At 60.8% G+C, this 17,625-nt stretch carries 14 protein-coding genes and 1 tRNA gene; 2 read left to right on the top strand and 13 right to left on the bottom strand.

What is annotated here, in order from left to right:
* Nucleotides 1-269: 269 nt before the first annotated feature.
* Nucleotides 270-5,006, bottom strand: a complete 4,737-nt coding sequence (locus KF814_12020) for a tetratricopeptide repeat protein (protein ID MBX3236871.1) — start codon at nucleotides 5,004-5,006, stop codon at nucleotides 270-272.
* 459 nt (nucleotides 5,007-5,465) lie between these two features.
* On the opposite strand from KF814_12020, the gene KF814_12015 reads away from it, so the two are divergent.
* A complete protein-coding gene (locus KF814_12015; GenBank protein ID MBX3236870.1) occupies nucleotides 5,466-6,290 on the top strand; it encodes an HAD-IIB family hydrolase in 825 nt (274 codons plus the stop codon).
* A 34-nt stretch (nucleotides 6,291-6,324) separates the two neighbouring features.
* Here KF814_12015 and KF814_12010 read toward each other — a convergent pair whose 3' ends face one another.
* From KF814_12010 to pyrF, 9 genes are all read right to left on the bottom strand, one after another.
* Complete coding sequence (locus KF814_12010; protein ID MBX3236869.1) at nucleotides 6,325-7,665, bottom strand: ArsB/NhaD family transporter; 1,341 nt, start codon at nucleotides 7,663-7,665, stop codon at nucleotides 6,325-6,327.
* Nucleotides 7,666-7,840: 175 nt separating this feature from the next.
* Complete coding sequence (locus tag KF814_12005; GenBank protein ID MBX3236868.1) at nucleotides 7,841-8,059, bottom strand: hypothetical protein; 219 nt, start codon at nucleotides 8,057-8,059, stop codon at nucleotides 7,841-7,843.
* Between the two features lie 42 nt (nucleotides 8,060-8,101).
* Complete coding sequence (locus tag KF814_12000; GenBank protein MBX3236867.1) at nucleotides 8,102-8,809, bottom strand: hypothetical protein; 708 nt, start codon at nucleotides 8,807-8,809, stop codon at nucleotides 8,102-8,104.
* Between the two features lie 57 nt (nucleotides 8,810-8,866).
* Nucleotides 8,867-10,168 carry a glycosyltransferase gene (locus tag KF814_11995; GenBank protein ID MBX3236866.1) on the bottom strand — a complete coding sequence of 434 codons (1,302 nt, stop codon included), beginning with the start codon at nucleotides 10,166-10,168 and terminating at the stop codon, nucleotides 8,867-8,869.
* Nucleotides 10,169-10,450: 282 nt separating this feature from the next.
* Nucleotides 10,451-10,816, bottom strand: a complete 366-nt coding sequence (locus KF814_11990) for a hypothetical protein (protein MBX3236865.1) — start codon at nucleotides 10,814-10,816, stop codon at nucleotides 10,451-10,453.
* Nucleotides 10,817-10,976: 160 nt separating this feature from the next.
* Nucleotides 10,977-11,321 carry a PilZ domain-containing protein gene (locus KF814_11985; protein ID MBX3236864.1) on the bottom strand — a complete coding sequence of 115 codons (345 nt, stop codon included), beginning with the start codon at nucleotides 11,319-11,321 and terminating at the stop codon, nucleotides 10,977-10,979.
* Nucleotides 11,322-11,460: 139 nt separating this feature from the next.
* Entirely contained in the window at nucleotides 11,461-11,835 is a 375-nt protein-coding gene (locus KF814_11980) for a PilZ domain-containing protein (GenBank protein ID MBX3236863.1), read from the bottom strand.
* A gap of 34 nt (nucleotides 11,836-11,869) precedes the next feature.
* A tRNA-His gene (locus tag KF814_11975) sits at nucleotides 11,870-11,944 on the bottom strand.
* Between the two features lie 163 nt (nucleotides 11,945-12,107).
* Nucleotides 12,108-12,845 (bottom strand): orotidine-5'-phosphate decarboxylase, encoded by a 738-nt coding sequence (gene pyrF, locus KF814_11970; protein ID MBX3236862.1) that lies wholly within the window; start codon nucleotides 12,843-12,845, stop codon nucleotides 12,108-12,110.
* Nucleotides 12,846-12,956: 111 nt separating this feature from the next.
* On the opposite strand from pyrF, the gene rpsT reads away from it, so the two are divergent.
* Nucleotides 12,957-13,235 (top strand): 30S ribosomal protein S20, encoded by a 279-nt coding sequence (gene rpsT, locus KF814_11965; GenBank protein ID MBX3236861.1) that lies wholly within the window; start codon nucleotides 12,957-12,959, stop codon nucleotides 13,233-13,235.
* Here rpsT and holA read toward each other — a convergent pair.
* The 3 genes from holA to leuS are packed head-to-tail and all read right to left on the bottom strand — an operon-like array spanning nucleotide 13,207 to nucleotide 17,472.
* Nucleotides 13,207-14,328, bottom strand: a complete 1,122-nt coding sequence (gene holA, locus KF814_11960) for a DNA polymerase III subunit delta (GenBank protein MBX3236860.1) — start codon at nucleotides 14,326-14,328, stop codon at nucleotides 13,207-13,209. The two genes, rpsT and holA, sit on opposite strands and share 29 nt — an antisense overlap.
* Before the next feature lie 20 nt (nucleotides 14,329-14,348).
* Entirely contained in the window at nucleotides 14,349-14,990 is a 642-nt protein-coding gene (locus KF814_11955) for a hypothetical protein (protein ID MBX3236859.1), read from the bottom strand.
* Between the two features lie 46 nt (nucleotides 14,991-15,036).
* Entirely contained in the window at nucleotides 15,037-17,472 is a 2,436-nt protein-coding gene (leuS, locus tag KF814_11950; protein MBX3236858.1) for a leucine--tRNA ligase, read from the bottom strand.
* Nucleotides 17,473-17,625: the final 153 nt, after the last annotated feature.

The raw sequence follows: 17,625 nt of genomic DNA, 5'->3' as shown, positions 1-17,625 counted from the left end.
AGGACAGGGTTCGGACTCAGCCGATTCTCAGCCCAACGGTCTCCGCCGTCAAGCCGTCGGACCACTCCGTACAATTCCGGCTCGACCGCCTCAACCCATTCTCCTGACCGCTGGTGTGCCATGGTTCGCCGCATTTCGTCCAAGACCAGCCCTTGAAGGGCAATCTGACCCCGGCATGAACAACGTACGACGAGGCATTTGGTTGACAGGAGGTTGCGGGCGAGAACTCACCCGCAAAGAGTGAGGACTTACGACTGCCTGAGGGAGGGCTACCTGGCCTTACCGCTGCGCTTGCCTTCCTGCCCTTGCATCAAAGGGATGGAGGCCACCACGTCTGCCGGGGCTGAGGCATCACTATCCTTGAGGTCGCGACCGACACTGTAAAACAATCCCCGCTTCAGATTGACCAGCATGGGAAGCCCCGTGAAGGGATCGTAAAATGCCTGGCCCGCCTTTGCCACGCGCGTGAGAAGGTCCTGCTCCGGTGAGGTACGTCTCAGCCAGGCTTGAAGCCCGGCCAATCTCAACCTCGCATCGGTCTCAAGCACCAGCCCACCGTAGGTTTCCCAGGCAGGTAACGGCTCAAGTCCGATGATGTGCTCAATTGGATTCACGAGGTAATCCGTGAACCCATCCGCCGGGGTGCGAACGAACTGGCCGCGTTTGGGAATGTGGCTGAACTGGCCTTCCGACGCTACCTTTCCGGCCGCCTCGTAATACTCGGCATAATCGTTGAACCGACGCTGTTTGGGAAGCGGCATCGCAGCAGCGACCGATACGTAGAACGGCCGTGTCTCGCCCTTGTCATGCTTCAAGGCTTGATCGATGGTTTTCGTCGCTTGGACGAATTGGCTCTGCATGGGCCAACGCATCGACTGTTCCACCTGATCGAGCGGGCGGGCCATCTTCGCCAATCGGCCGATCAGGCGCTCCTCGAGATCAGGACGCAGGAGCAGGCCGCTGACGACCGCGATGTCGTCATTCATGGCGGACGTAGCCAGCATCTTGATCGGCAGTGTCTTGGCATGACCAAGCACGGCACGCCATGCTCCCAGGTCGGCTTCCAACCGATCCACCCCGGCATCCTGGTCCTGGGCAAACCCTTCGGCGACGTAGAGCCGGTGCGCATACAAGATCACGCCACAATTCGGACTTGCGCCTTCGCCATAACCCCAGTCTTCAAACGGCATCTTGAGCCACTGCCTGTAGCGGCCCATCGAGACATCCGCCTGGCCGATCCACGCCTTCACACCGGAGGGCTCGCCACTCATCTGAGCGGCCGGGTCGCCCGCGCGGTACCATTTTCCCAGCACGTCGGCGGAAGCACCCTGTCGCACGGCACCGCTGCCGCCGTCCCCGGCCAGACAGCCCCGCGCAAATTCCGCATCGGAGTCATCGACCTTCCGCTCAAAACCCGCCAGAACCGGATCTTGGTTGGTCGGGAGGCTGAAGCCGAGCAGCATGAAATACCCGTTCTTCGAGGCATCCTGCAGTGTGCGTTGCGGCACGGCTGTCATGTTGTGATAGGCCCCGTTCGGCTGTTCTTCGAGGAACACCCACGTCAGACCCGCAGCACCTATCCCAATAGCCGCCAGCGCGATCACCAGCCCGACCAGGGCAACGAGCGACAACACCAACGACCGGGTCGTGGAAAAGCAGGTTCCCAGCAAGACCGTGACGGCCATGCGCGCCTGATTGGCTGCCCGTCCGCCCGTCCGCTTTTTCGGTTTCGGTTTGGCAATCGACTCCTCACTCGATGCCGGTTGCGGTCCGCTGGTGCGGTCGAAGAGCACATCAACAGCCGATGCGGCAGCCTCGCGGCGCATGACACTGGAATCCGCTTCGGACACTGCAGCGGGGACTTCGCTGACCGGCTCCTCGACCACCGGTGCTTCCGGAGCGGGTTCCTCGCTTGGCTTCTTGAGCCATCGGCCAAACAAGCCGGCACTGGATGAACGCGGGGCAGTGCGTCCTGAAGAATCGTTCCAGAGAATTTTTATATTGTCTTCTGCTGCCGGAGCAGGAATCGGTTGCGGCGGCGGAGCCACGGGCTCTGCCGAAATCGTGGGCTCTGCAACCGAAGCGGCCTGGGGCGGAGCCGGAGTCGGGACCTCGAGCGGGCTCATAGTCGCGGGGGGAGGCTCAAGCGCCTGGACCTCAATCGCTTCTACCGGTGCCGCTGCCGCTGGGACTGGCTCGACCACCTGCGCCGGCTCTTCAACTACTTCGACCACCGCCCTGCTGACTTCAGTCTGAGTTGGCTCCTGAACGATCTCGACTGGCGATTCCACCGCTGCAGTTTCTAGCGGCGGAGACAGCACCTCGGTAGATTGAGCAATCTCAATGAGCTCGGCTGCTGCTTGCGGCACGAGGGCCGGAGACTCGACAACGACTGACTCCGGCGGCGCTGCTGCCTCAGGCGCCGGAGGAGGTACAGCTTCCGGCAGTGCAGGCGAGGTCGGTGCCGGTCGTGTCAGTTGCTCACTCGCCCCCGGCTGAGCCAACGTAAAGGCCGGTGCTGCCATCACTGCCGGCTGCGGTGCAGGCGTTGCCTTCGGCAATGGAACTGGTTCGGGGGCAGGTTCAGTAGCCAGCCGCAAGGCAGGCGGCTCGGGGACAACCTCCTCAGGCTCGACTACTACCGGCTCAGCTGGTGAAACTGCGAGGGGCGCTTCGACTGCGAGTGTAAAGGTGTCTTCCGACGGTGGCTCTATGACGGGCGACGGCACAGCCGCAGAGGGTTGCGCGACTGCTGGAACTGGCTCGTGCTTGTCAATCACCGTAGGTGCCGGCTCACTTACCGCAATCTTCGCAGTTGCAAGGGCAGGTGCGTCTATAGGCGCGGCCGGCTGCTCAACCACCGACTCCAACACCGGCCCGGCTTCGGCCAAGACCGGTTTGGATTCTGGAGATGCCGCCGACGGGACCTCCTCGGCAGGTTCCAGGGCTACGGGCGGAATGTGGATCGTCTTTTCAATGGGCGACGGAGCGGCAACTGGGGTATCGAGCGATAGGATTCGCAATGCTGGCTCGGCCGGCGGGGCGTCGCTCGTGACATCCGGTGCTTGCCCTGCCTGCGCGGTCGAGGGGCTGTCAGGCTGATCCAGCGGCGGCTGTAGAATGAGTGTCGGGTCCTGCGTGTCCGGCTTCGGCACGACGGGCATGGAGCCGAACTCAGGCTCGCGCTCCAGGCGTGGAATGGCTACGGTGTCATGCTCAACCTGTTCCCAGGGCATCGGAGCGGATAGTGGCGTTGCGTCGAGGACGACTTCCGGGAGAGAAGCAGGCGGCATGTCAATCTGGTGATCGGCGCCGAGGGACTCCATCTCAGCTGGCGCCGGAAGATTCGGCATCGTTTCAGATCGCGGAGCACCAGCAGTCGGCTCCTCGGCCGGAACGGGCGGGGCGGCGAGCTGCGAGGAAGCTTCCGTTCGGAATTGCTCAACGGCCTTGAGAATTTCATCCCACGAAAGGGCCGCACTCGATGCGATCGGGGGAATCGTTTGATCGCCTGCCAAGACCGCGGACGAGGGCGCGGAGGGAGCAATCGGTTCAACCCGATCCGAGGTCGCATCGGTCGGCGGCGACACCAAAACCGGCGACTCCTGAACGTGATCCCACGGCATCGCTGCCGGAACAGTCGGCGCTGTCGCAATCGGGAACGGGCTGGGTTGCGAGATGAGCTCGAGGGACGGACGCGGCGGTTCGACCGGCGCTTCCTCCTTCATTTCTGGAGCAGAAGCAGCCGGCAACTCCGCGGCGACTTCCTGAACTTGGTCCCACGGCATCGGCGCCGGGCTCGACGGAGCGGCAGCGATCGGCTCTGAGCTGGGCTGGGATAGAACTTCCGGCACGATGGGCGAGGGAATCGGCTCTGCTGGAGCCTCGATGGTCTGGTCCGCGATCGATTCACTCAGCTGGACACTGGCAGGCTGAGCCGCTGCTTCGATCGGCATCGCTGATTCCACGGGCGCCACTGCTTCTGCGGGCATCCCTGCTTCTACGGGCATCACCGGCTGCGCGGGGGCCACCGGCTCGACTGACCGAATGGCCTCGGACGTTGACTCCAACGCTGCCGAAAGCGACGGAGCGGACGCTGATTCCGAGGAGTCAGCAAAGACTGTTTGGAGGTGACCCTCGGGGATGGAAATCGAATCAGCCAAAGCAGGCGGCTCGGTCTGAGGCTTCTTGCCCTCCGCTGTCGCCGTCTCAACAGGAGCCGCAGTGTCCGGCAGGACTGGTTCGGCAACTTCAAGCGATTGCTCGATTGCGACGGACGGAGGCTGCTCTGCCGGGGTCACCTCAAGGTTCGCACTGTGAACTTCGGGGGCAGAACCCGGCTCGCTGGGCAGATCAGCAGGAAGGTCGCCGGACACAGCCGGCTCAGCCGAAGGAGTAATGGAGTCTGCGGCAGGAGGTACCGCCTGCTGGATCAACAGCCCGGTTGTGGCATCGAACATGGCGGCAAAGCGAAATGCCACGGGGCTGGCCGGAGCCAATTCCCGAATCTTGGCGAAGAGATCACTGGCCCGGTTTGGATTGTCCGGATCCGGATCTTCTAACAGGACTTCGACGGCCTTCCCGTACTCCGCAACTGCGGCCATCGCGTCGCCCTTTTCCTCGTACACATGGCCCAACATGTCGAGGAACGGTACACAGCGGGGCCCGGCCACGAGATATTCCCTCAGGAGGGATTCGGCCAACCAATAGTCCTGCCGCTCCAAGGCCTCGCGGGCGAGAGATTCAAATGCGGTACGCGCGCTCATCAGGCTGCCGAGCCGGAGATGCAAGGTGGCAAACAGACGCCGGGCCTCGGCATTGTGGGGATCGAGGGCTAGGAGTTCCTTCAAGGCAGACGACGCCCGGCCGTATTTGCCGGCATTCATTTGGGTAATCGCGTCTTCCAACAACGCCGACTTTTTGTTGTAGCCGACGACGCCCTTCTTCTGGATCTTAGGAGGGGTCTTTTTGTCGGATTTGAGGGGGGATTTCTTGTCGGATCGCACAGTATAACCTTAGCAGATTCCAGGGTTTTGGCTATTTCGCCGCCCCTCGGGACAACCAGTACGGTGTGGCAGTGCTGAGTCCAAAGCAGGAGGTGAAGAAAAAACAATCAGAACGATGCAAGCCGGGTGCCTCATCGACTGTATGGTTTTGCCCTGAGCAGCCCTCAAATTTAGCGGGAATTCGAGTCCCCCTGGATCCCTCTGCTCATCATCACCAACCAATTTTGCACATTCTTCGGCAAAAGCCGCCCGTTCCTAAATCGGGGTTTCTCTTGTGTCAGAACTGGACGCCTAGCCCCCCGTCAATTACACGTCGAATCGCGTCGTGCGTGACGGTCCCAGCCCCCATGCCCGTTAAGTGTGGAGGCCTTCAACCGATAGAGGTGGGTTCCTCGCGGGGCCGGTTTGCCCCACCGCCAAACTTCCGTATACTGCCTGGTCAAAGGAGCATCTCCACTTATGGCCCGAATCGTGATCCTGACCGACCTGGACGGTAGCCTGCTCGATGCCGACACCTATGCCTACAATGCCGCCGACGAAGCTCTCGCACGGATCCAAGGGATCGGCGCCTCCTTGATCCTTGTCTCCAGCAAGACACGTTCAGAAATCGAACCGCTGCGCTTCCGCCTCAACCATCAGCATCCGTTCGTGGTCGAAAATGGCGGGGGCCTGTTCATGCCGAAGGGTTACTTCCCCTTTCCGATCGAACAGTCCGTGTTGCGAGGCGAGTACCAAGTTGTTGAAATCGGCTCTCCCTATGCCGGACTTCGGCTGGCCTTGAAAGAACTCGGGCAGACCTTGAACTGCCGGCTCGTGGGATTCGGTGATCTATCCGCGGAGGACATAGCCCGGCTGACGGGTCTCTCCGTTTCCGATGCGCTCCTCTCGAAACAGCGGGAATACGATGAACCGTTCGTCATGCGAGAGCCCGGTGTACCTTGGGAACGGTTATGCCAGGCGGCCGCTGCGCGCAACCTTCGTTGCACCAGAGGCGGGCGGTTTTACCACTTGATGGGAGCGAGCGATAAGGGCATCGCAAGCCGTGTTCTGCTTGGATGTTACCGTCGGCTCGCGGAGCAGGAGGGGCAGGCGCTCGTGACGATCGGCATCGGGGATAGTCTCAACGATACGCCGATGCTCGCCCTCGTAGATTATCCGATCCTCGTGCAGAAGCCCGATACTTCGTACGATCCGGACGTGCGGATGTCCGGTCTCATTCAGGCCCCGGGCGTGGGACCCGTCGGGTGGAATCGCAGCGTGCTGGACGTGCTGACGCGCATCTGACGGCGTTCGGGGCCGGCGTGAACGCCCGACCTGCTTATCGAAAAAAGAGCAGCCAGAGGTACAGGGTGCTCACGACCATCGAGCCAAGCATCACCGGAACTCCCATCAGCATGAACCGCCCAAAACTGATGTGATAGCCGGCCCGGCGTGCGAGATCGACGATGATCACGTTGGCCGAAGCGCCGATCACGGTGCCATTGCCACCCAAACAAGCGCCCAGCGCCAGGGCCCACCAGAGAGGCACAATGTCTGGTTGATGGACCAGGGCCACCGGATCGCTGATGGAGGGATGCAGCGATCTGGCGAGGTCGATGATGAGCGGATTCATGGCGGCCACATAGGGAATGTTGTCGACAATCGCCGAAATGATGGCCGATCCCCACAAGACCGCCATGGCCGTTCCGACTTCGCTCCCCTTTGTGAGTACGATCAACTGCTTGGCCAACAGTCCGATCACGCCGGTCTTGACGAGCCCACCGACCAGAATGAACAGGCCGATGAAGAAAAAAATCGTCTTCCATTCCACTTCCGTGAGGTAGTCGAGTTCCGCTTCACCGCTGTTCGATCCGCGTCCATGTCCCGCGACCATGAAAATGCTCGCGCTCAGCAGTGCGATCGTGGCCGGCTCCACGTGCAGCACCCCGTGGAAACAAAACCCCACCGTCGTCAGACCCAAGAGCCATAGGGACGTGCGCAGCAGGCGTGCGTCCCGTATCGTCTCACCCTCGTCGAGCGCCAAGACCTGAGCCTGCAGCTCCGGCGACACCTTCATCCCACGACCCGAGAAGATCCAGATCGCCAGCAGGAATAGGACAAAGATCACAATCGTCACCGGCCCGAGCATGACGAGAAAATCCAGGTAGCCCAAGCTGGCTTTGCTGGCAATCATGATATTCGGCGGATCCCCCACCAACGTGGCGGTGCCGCCGATGTTCGAAGACAGCGCCTCGCCGACCAGAAACGGCACCGGCTCGACTTGCAGCCGCTTGGCCAACTCGAGCGTGACGGGCGCCATCAACAACACCGTCGTCACGTTGTCGAGGAACGCCGACAGAACCGCCGTAATCGTGCAGAGCAGCGCCATCATCGGAAACGGCCGCGCTTGAGTGCGCTTGGCGGCCCAGACGGCCAACCACTCGAACAATCCGGTCTTTCGGACGATATTGATGATGACCATCATCGCAATCAAGAGGAAGACCACGTTGTAGTCCACCCCATGCTCAGGCGAATGAAAAGCCTCCTCTTGAGTTAGGACACCCGAGACGATCATCAACGAGGCGCCCAACAGCGCCACGATCGTCTTGTGGATACGCTCGCTGATGATGGCGAGGTAGGCCGCGATGAAGATGAGAAGCGCAAGGGTTACGTCATCCATAGGTCACGTCGAGGCGCTGACGGAAGCGATCGGGCAGAACTCCCCGCCAACGCACCGTGGCCGACGGTGCCATGGAATCCTGCGGGTGTCGAGGAGAATCGGCGGATCACCTTGAACGGCCATCCGCTCAGGGACAGACAACGGCGCGAGCCCGGCACGAAGCAGGCCCCACGCCTCAGCGGGAAGAAGAACTGCTGCGCCGGCAGGATTTGAGGCCTACCAGCAGTCCTCCGGCAAACCCGACTCCCATGGCCAGAACCATGAGACCGGTCAATGACCGGTTGAACAAGACGGGCCACTGGCGCCGCCGTGGATATTTCGGCACCACCGCCTCCCCGCCCAACCACAAACGTGCTTTCGCGTCTGACTCGGAATCCCTTGGCTTCTTATCCATTCGCAATCCTTCTCGTTGCAACATCGTTTCCTCTCCAAATCACTACATATGACGCAGATCGTCCGGGGCTCGATCACGCGACCGAACGGACAATCCGCGCTCGAGGTAATCTTTGGCCAGATCCTTCGCTCCAAGCCCGAAGGCGATCGCACCGGCCATGACAAGCCCGCCGAGGGTAATCCCGAAACCCACCACCACGATATTCTGAGCAATGCCCAATTGCTCCAAGGCCATGGCCACCGCGAGAAGTTGGATCCCCCAGCGCGAGCAGGTCCCCACCAACCGGGCGGGCGGCAAGCCTGCATTCACCGCCGCAATCAATACCGCTTGAGAGACGAAGTTGGAGAGCAACCACCCGGCGACCAGGATGATGCCTGCCGTGACGAGATGCGGTACGTAGGCGAGGAACGATTTTGCGAAGTCGTTGATCGGCTGCAGGTTGAGCGCCCCCAAGGCTGCCACGGTCGCGAAAATCATCACCAACCAATAGGCCGCCTGCCCGACGAGTCGAGACGGATCGGTCTTCACTCCGCCGCGCAGCAGCGCTCCGGTCACGCCTAACCTATCGCACAACCGATCCAACCCTACAACGCGCAACAGCCGCTCGAGGGCCTGACTGGACGTCCAGGCAACGACCAACCCGGCAAAGAAAATGATCGACATCGCCAGGATGCTCGGCAACACGGCCAGAACCTGCCGGGCCATCAGTTCCAGCGGGTCCAACAAGCCCTTTTCCAAGAATTCCTTCATGGTCTCCTCCTCCGGCTCATACCGTAGCCTGCCTTCAGATGGATGGAGCGGGTTTCCTCAGTTCCCCGGCGGTTCGTTCCACCGGGCTACCAGATAGGATTTGTCCTTCTCAAACGCCTGCGATAATGCCTCAATACGGCCTTCGGCCTCCGCCGAGGTCAGTCCTTGAGTGTCCAAGACAAACGACGCGGTGCGTCCCAGGTACAGCGGCGTAAAGGCCTTGAGCAAATGCTCGCGGGGCAATACCCGGTTACGGTAGGCCACGGCCGCATCGAAGACCACGCGGGCCCAGAGCGTATCGGCGATGCGAAATTCCTGCAGCGAGCAGGTGCCTAACGGCTTGAGACTTTGACGCGTTCCCGGGGCCAACATCTGTTCCCAAATCGGCGCCAAGTCGCTTAATCCTTGCCGAAAACTGCTGATCATTCTATCGACATTCACGTTGACCGGCTCCACGCCGACCTCATATTGAAAGCCGAACAGCGGGACGATGTTCGACCCTTCGGTCTTCGACCACACGCTGTGGTGTTCCTCCATGAGTGCGAACACCGCCCCCAACACCTGCACCAGCATGGCGGACAGGTCGGCAGCAGGATCTTTGGGGTTGTGGATCTTGGCCCCTAGAAAGCTCTGACAGACGCGGGCTCCGCTCGCGATGGCTTCCGTGGTCATCCAGATATCGATCCCGAACTTGGCGACCTCTGACTCCCAGACATGCTTGTCCAAATAATGCTGCGCCAGGTGCCCGGAGAAACCGAAGTCTCCCCCGATGGGCTGCCTGATCCTGTGGCCGTACAGCGTCCGTGTCATCGGATAGACGATACTGTTGGTAATCGTCCCGTCATATTTGTGCCGGAGATAATAGGGGGCGACATAATCGAACCCCTGTTCGAGCACGGGACTCACCAGCAATTCGATCCATTCGGGCGTGATGCTACGAAGGTCGGAATCCACCACTGCACATGCCTTGGCTTTCAGGCGCCGAGCGATCTCGAAAATGGTGCGAAACGCACTGCCCTTCCCTGGAATGCCATGGTAAGGGGTAATAATCTTGTGTAATGAGCTCTGCTGGTCCCCGATAAACAGCGTCTTGAGGTCGACGACGGTCTGCGCGACGACTTCCTGAGTGCCGTCGGTCGACCCGCCGTCGGAATTCACCAATACGGCGCGGGCTTGCGGAAAGTATTTGGCCAGCCCTGCACTGACTGCTCGGACCACGTGCCCAATCGTCTCGACATTGTTGAAGCTGGGAATGCCGACCAGAATCTCGGTTTCCGCAAATTGGGAAACCTGCGCCTCGGTTTCAGGCGTGAGGGGCGTCGTATGTGGAGCCTGGGTAACGTGCGTGCCCGTCGTCATTCTGTAGTCCTCGAGCCTGAGCCGTCCGCGACTGCGTCACGACGATGCAGAGCCTCTGCCGGGACAGCCCTCTAGGCAAGAGACACCATCTAGCCGACTGATGTCAAGCAATCCCGTCGCCATACGATCTGACAAGGGGCGGAAGAGCGCAGGCTGGCGCAGAATCAAACAGTCGCGAACTGCGCCGCACGGCGAGCCGAGGATGGGCTCACGAAGGCCGCGCGGATCTGGGATCGCGCCCGGCCGGACAACCCTCTGATATGGAAGGAGCGAAAGGAAGGGTCAGCGCATATCCGAGATGACGATTTGATCGTGTCGATCGCTGGCGAATTGGACATCGGCACCGTGCGCGGTAGCGAAAGCATTGAGCCTGGCCTGATCGTCGGCATCCATGAGTATCGGATCGACGCCGACCCGGGAATCGGCAATCCAACGAATGGTGGCCAAGCGTACCGAGAGCGGTTTCGGTTGCCCCGGGATATGGAGATGCAATTGCAGCAAATCACCCGCAATCAACCCCTTCAGTCCGGTCCGCGACCACCCTGGAATCGATAAATCCAGCATCCGACCATTCCACACTAAGCGACCATCCTCCGAGCGCGATCCGGTGCATTCCACTATGAAGCGGGGGCGATTCTGTTGTTCCATTCAATCCTCCGGGCAATCAAAAGCCTCGGCAGAATATGAAAATTCGCCGACCGGTCGGTAGTCCTCTAAAGGGGGGACCTCCCCGCCCAACCCGTAACGGTGACGGATGTGTGTGGAACGCGATGGCGCCGGCGCGGAAGACGGAGAAAAGAAACGCGGCTCAGGCGACGCGGGAAGAACCGGGAGGGTTCAGCATGGACTCGACAAACTTGTGGATGCGGGTTTCAGCCGAGGCACTCATCCGGACAATTTCCAATCCGAATACACGGTCCTTTACCCACTGCACCATGGCGCCGTCGATATCGATCGCCTTGGGTTGATCCGGGAGAAACACTCGAAGGGTCAGCTTCATGCCGATGGTAACCGGCTTGTCACCCTCGATCCGCCAGCCCTTCACGGACAGATCACACACTTTGCCTGTGCCGACGAGCCCATCTCCGAGGTAGTAGAGGAAGCAGCTGACGGGAACGCGGGAATGGGAGCGGGCTTTGTACTGTTTGGCCATGATGTATGGGGATCCAAAATCTTGAAGAGCCGGGGTGTCTTGCCTCGGGGTTAGTGTACCCATCAGCGTCGGGATGGCAAAGATTTTTCCGTTTTCGGGTGCGCCGCGGACAGGAGGTCTAGAAAGACAGAGGCATGAGCTACACGAGCGCGCGCACGAAATCCGCCAACCTGGCCTGTTCGTCTTCCCGAATCGAAGAGACTTGGATACCGAACTCCCGTCCTCGCGACCAGCGCACCGTGGCCTGCTCCACGAAGACGGTTGAGGATTTCCCTGGAAGAATCACACTCAGCGTCATCACCGTACCTGGCACAACCGGCTCCGTCCCATCCACACGCCAACCGTCCATGGACATATTCCAAACCGTGCCGCTTCCTCGGACGGTCTCGGATGCGTAGTACACGGCACACTGTATCGAAAACCGGCGGAAGGAGCGGACGTGAAAGTGGGTACCGGAAGACTGGGATCTCTGGTCGGCCGTCGAGACGGACAGCGGATGAGCCTGGCCGGCCATTGATCCTCCTGCGGGAAACTCACGAACAAAAGGATGGGGTGAGTGACGGGCTTCGAACCCGCAACCTCCTGAGCCACAGTCAGGCGCTCTACCCTTGAGCTACACCCACCATCATCTGCAGTACACGACCCGAATACGTGGCGAACGCGCATCATAGCAAACCGCGGGGAAACGCCGCAACCAGCTGTTCGTGAAGTCCCGCAGGGAGCAGCGTAGGCCCCATGCCCCTACGCATAGATCGGCCGGCGGCATCGGATAGGGACAAGGTGGCGTCACGATTCGCGACCGATGGCCGGAATGCTCCTGGCATCGAAGGCGGCCTGCATCTCCTCCAAAATCGCGTTCATGGCGGCCTGCGGATCCTGGGCATCCCGAATCGGCCGACCGATCACCAAATAATCCGCCCCCGACGCGATGGTCTGGGTGGGCGTAGTTGCCCGTGCATGGTCGTCAGTACCCTTGCCGGCCGGGCGGACCCCCGGAGTGACGATGATCAAATCCTGGCCGACCTTGGCGCGGATGGCTTGAGGTTCCTCTCCGGAGGCAACCACCCCGTCGCATCCTACTTCGGCCGCCAGGGATGCCCGTGCCGTGACCAGGTCCTGAACCGTGCGCTGGATCCCCATATCCCGAAGATCCTGGCCATCAAAATTCGTCAGCACGGTCACTGCCAACAACTTGAGATCCGACTGGCCACGTCCTTGAACCGCCGCGATCAGGGCCTTCCGATTGGCATGCACCGTGAGAAATGTCACACCCATGGAGGCGACGCGGGCTGTTGCGCGCCGGACCGTCTCTTCGATGTCGAGGAACTTTAGGTCGAGGAAGACCCGCTTTCCCATCCGAACGAGCTTCTGCACGATGTCAGGCCCCGCCACCGTATACAGTTCCAATCCCACTTTCACAAAGCGCAGATGATCGCCGAGACGCGCGACCAACTGCTCCGCCTCGGCCGCAGACGGCACATCCAAGGCCAACATCAGGCGATCCCTCGCGTCAATTCTCGTCATGCTCTCTCTCCGACTCAGGTGAATTGCAGGACGCCCACCGCCTATAAACCGCCTTGACCATTATTCCCGTCCTATGCTACAAGTCCAAGCTTTGAACGTAGGAGATTCCGTATGCCTGTAGTGCACAAATCCACGATCCGCCGGGCCCGCCAGTCCGAACGCCGTCGCCTCCGTAACCGGGCGACGTTGAGCTCCGTCCGCAGCGTCATCCGCAAGGTCACCGAGGCCATCGCGGACAAGAAGGTCGATGAGGCGAAAGCTTCGTTGCGCGCCGCGACGGCAGCCCTGAGCAAAGCCGTTACCAAGGGTGTCTTGAAGCGGAACACGGCGTCCCGCCGCGTCTCGCGTCTCACCCAGCGTGTCAACGCCCTGGCTGCTTCCCACGCGTAATCGTACGAACGTTCGACAGGGGTCGAGCTCCCGCAGGCCTCTGAGCCGGCGGTGTGGTCCGTCCAGTCCCCGGCGTGATCTGTTGAGGGGCTGGCCGACTGCAGAGCTGCAAGAGCAGACCTTCCATGACGCGCACCGGCGAGCTCCCGCTTCCTCCCTTCAGTCGTCCATCCGTTTCCATGAACCACTGAAACGCCTGCACCATATGACCGTCTGAAAACTGCCCGAGAAACGTCCGCACGCGGGCCGGATCCATCCGCAGCGTCCGTGCGGCGTCACCATCGCGTCCGCTGGCCGCCAGCTGATCTTTCACCTTCCAAAGCCGGCGATATTGCCAAACCAAGGCTCCCAGGATACGAAGGGGCGCCTCCCCGTTTTCGACATTCCTCGCCAGAATTCGAAGCGCGCGGCCATGGTCCCGAGCGCCAATGGCAGCCGTGAGGTCAAAAACCGACGCGCCAGCCTCCGTCCCCCGCAACAATTCCACGTCCGCCGCCTGCGCCGCTCGATCAGCAGGCACGTAGGCAGCGAGTTTTTCCAGTTCTCGGCGCACCCCGTAGAGTGACTCACCGGCCACTTCCTTCAACAACTGCGTCGCCTCATCGTCCAGGCGCACGCCCACCGTACCGGCTTCCTGCTTGATCCATCCGGCAACCTGCGCCTCGCGCAACGGAGCGCAATCCACGACGACCGCATGCTTCGTCAATGCCTGCGTCCACTTGAGCCGCCCGTCGAATTTCGTCGCGACCAACACCAGGGTCGTGGTCTCGTTCGGCTCGGCGAGATAGGGTAGGAGTTTCTCGCCCTCACGCGCCGCCAGTTTGTCGAGAGTCTTGAACACGACCACGCGTCGCGTCGCAAAAACCGGAATCTCCGCCGCGCAGGCCAACACGTCCTCAACCGCCGATTCGTCGCCGTGGAACACGTCATCATTGAATCCGGTCGGAGTCTCATCGCCGAGCACCGCGTTTCGTAAGGCCGCCACCGCGCGATCGCGAAGGTAGTCCTCTTCGCCGACCACGGCATAGATCGGCGCAAGGCCTGCCCGACCGAGGGCCTGAGGCAATTCCAAGCTGGCGAGGGTCTGTCCCATGGCTTATCCGTTGATATGCGTTACCGTGCAACTCCAGCCGGAACGGAGGCTGGCGACGCCTCCGCATTGGTGGGACGCGCCAAGACCTTCTCCAACTCGCCCGAATCTATGAACAACAGAAAGCGCGAAGCCAGATCTTCCGCGATAAATCGTCCCGCCTGTTCGAGAGCGCGATTTTGAAGGACTCGATTAAACTGCAGATCTTGGGTCAGAAAAAATTCCGACGTCCCTTTCGCCACCTGCGTCCATACCACCCGGCGAGTCTTCACGTCCTCGATCCTCACGTTGACCAGCATCTGGACCCGGCTTTCAAAAGTCGTCGTACGGTCGAAGCTCAGGGTCGGCAATTCGATCTGCATGATCGACCCCGACAATAGTAAGTCGGCGGCGCCGGAGGCGCTCACGATTTCCGCTCCGGCACCCGACGAAAATTCCCGTCTGAAGTAGTTGGCCAGTTTCAGTTCCAGATTGGGCTCGAACGTGCTGTTTTGCAGAGGGAGAATCGCCAGGCGCGGCGCATGGGCTCGTTTTGCCGCAGGCTCTTCCGCCCCGCCGATGGTCGGGCCCGAGCCCTGGACACGAAACTGATAGCCGCAACCGGCGAGCGCCAAGAGCGCGAGGCAGAAGGAAAGCGGCAAAAGGTCCAATCTATTGCTTCGCACTGTACTTGTTCCTACTGCCTTGTGACTCTTTCTTTGTCGCACAGCGCTAAATCACGAAGTTGATCAATTTCTTTTCGACGTAGATGACCTTCTTCGGCTCTTTGCCCTGAAGCCATTCCGTAATATCGGCCCGTGCGAGCCGCTCGATCTCGTCACGCTCGGTCCCGGTCTCCACTTCCAACTTCCCCCGAAGCCTGCCGTTCACTTGAACCGGAATCGTCATGCGATCGTTCACCACGAGCGCGGGATCGAACGCCGGCCAGGGCTGCTGGCCGGCCAACGGCGGCAATCCCAGCCGTTCCCACAACTCCTCGCTCAGATGCGGAGCAAAGGGCGAGAGCAGCAGGAGAAACGGCTCCAGCAAGGCGCGCGACCGCTGCTCCAACTTGGTCATCTCGTTGGTGTAGACCATCATTTGCGAAATGGCGGTATTGAAGCGAAGCGACTCGAGATCCTCCGTCACCTTCTTAATGGTTTGGTGCAGGAGCCGACGATGCTCCATGGCCGGCTCGGCCGTCGTAACCGCCGGACTCACTTCGCCGTTTTCGCCCACGATGAGTCGCCAAACCCGATCCAGAAACCGCGTGATTCCCTCGACACCCCGAGTACTCCAAGGCTTCATCGACTCCAGCGGCCCCATGAACATTTCATAGAGTCGCACCGCGTCAGCACCGAAGGCATCGATCATTTCATCAGGATTCACGACATTGCCGCGGGACTTGGACATCTTCTGGTTGTCTTCTCCCAGCACGATACCCTGATGCACCAACTTCTTGAACGGCTCCGGCGTGGATACGACCCCGACATCGAACAGGACCTTATGCCAGAACCGGCTATACAGCAGGTGCAGCACCGCATGCTCGCTCCCGCCGATGTAGAGATCGACCGGCATCCAGTACCGTTCCTTCTCGGGATCGACCAGACTGTTTTGATTCTTGGGGTCGATGAACCGGAGGTAGTACCAACAGGAGCCGGCCCACTGTGGCATTGTGTTGGTCTCGCGGCGGGCGGGCTTACCCGAGGCCGGATCAGTTGCCTGCAGCCAATCCTCGAGGTTGGCCAACGGGCTCTCGCCGGTTCCGGACGGCTTGAAATTCTTCGTTTCCGGGAGGGTCAGCGGCAACTGCTCCTCAGGCAGCGGACGTGCCTCGCCATCGACCCAGATAACGGGAAAAGGCTCGCCCCAGTAGCGCTGGCGGGCAAACAGCCAGTCGCGAAGCTTGTAGTTGATGGTTTTTTTGCCCTTGCCCTTCCCTTCGAGCCAAGTGGTCATCTTGGGAATTGCCTCGGCGGGCAGGAGTCCATCGATGGAGAAGGCCCCGTCGGCCGTCGTACTGTTCACGACCTTGCCTCGATCCGTGTCGATGAAGGCCGCGTGCTGCACGTCCCCACCCTCGATGACCTCTCGAATGGGCAACCCGTATTGCTTCGCAAATGCCCAGTCGCGCTCGTCATGGGCGGGCACCGCCATAATGGCGCCCGTGCCATAGCTCATCAGCACGTAGTCGGCAATCCAGACCGGAAGACGCTCGCCGGTCACCGGGTTGATGGCATACCCCCCAGTGAACACACCGGTCTTTTCCTTGTCCAATTCCTGTCGTTGCAAGTCGCTCTTGCGCGCCGCCGCCGCCCGGTACTCGGCGACTACGACCCGCTGCCCCTCGGACGTGACGATGTCGACCAGCGGATGCTCAGGCGCCAGTACCATGTAGGTGGCACCGAACAAGGTGTCGGGTCGCGTCGTAAACACGCGGAGATTGCCGCGGACGTCGGCCAGCGCAAAATCCACCTCAGCCCCGATCGAGCGGCCGATCCAGTTCTTCTGCATTTCGAGCGTGCTGGCAGGCCACTCCACCAGCGACAGGTCGTCGAGCAACCGCTCGGCATAGGCGGTGATCTTCAGCACCCATTGCCGCATCGGTTTGCGGATCACATCGAACCCGCCGACCTCGCTCTTGCCATCGACGATCTCCTCGTTGGCCAGTACGGTCCCGAGCGCCGGACACCAATTGACCGGCACCTCGGCCACATAGGCCAACCCACGCTCGAACAATTTCAAGAAAATCCATTGGGTCCAACGATAATAGTCGGGGTCCGTGGTGCTGAGCTCCCGCTCCCAGTCATAGGAGAGGCCGGCACGTTTCATCTGGCGTTTGAACGTCGCAATGTTTTGCGCCGTCGTCGTCGCGGGATGGACACCCGTCTTCACCGCATACTGTTCGGCTGGCAACCCGAAGGCGTCCCAACCCATCGGATGCAGCACATTGAACCCACGCATCCGTTTATAGCGGGAGACGATGTCGGTCGCGCTGTAGCCTTCCAGATGTCCGACGTGCAAACCGGACCCGGAGGGATAGGGGAACATGTCGAGGCAATAGAACTTCGGCTTTGCCGGATCCTGTGTCGCGCGGAAGGGCCGGTGCTGCTCCCAGTAAGCCTGCCATTTGGCCTCAACGGCCAGGTGATCGTAGGTTTTGCTCATACAAAATGTTCGGGTGACGGCGGGGCAACGCAGCCCAAGCGTGGGTCGTGCCCGCCAAAGGGGAGGATGCTAACACAGACGCACCGGGGCAACAAGAACAGGACACATCGACAAGGAGACTGGCCCGCGCGGCACAGGCTGTTAAGAAATCTA

The organism is Nitrospiraceae bacterium, from assembly GCA_019637075.1.
Taxonomy (GTDB): domain Bacteria; phylum Nitrospirota; class Nitrospiria; order Nitrospirales; family Nitrospiraceae; genus JAHBWI01.
The sequence above is the reverse complement of the archived record's forward strand: the minus strand, read 5'-3'. Positions and strand labels throughout refer to the sequence as shown.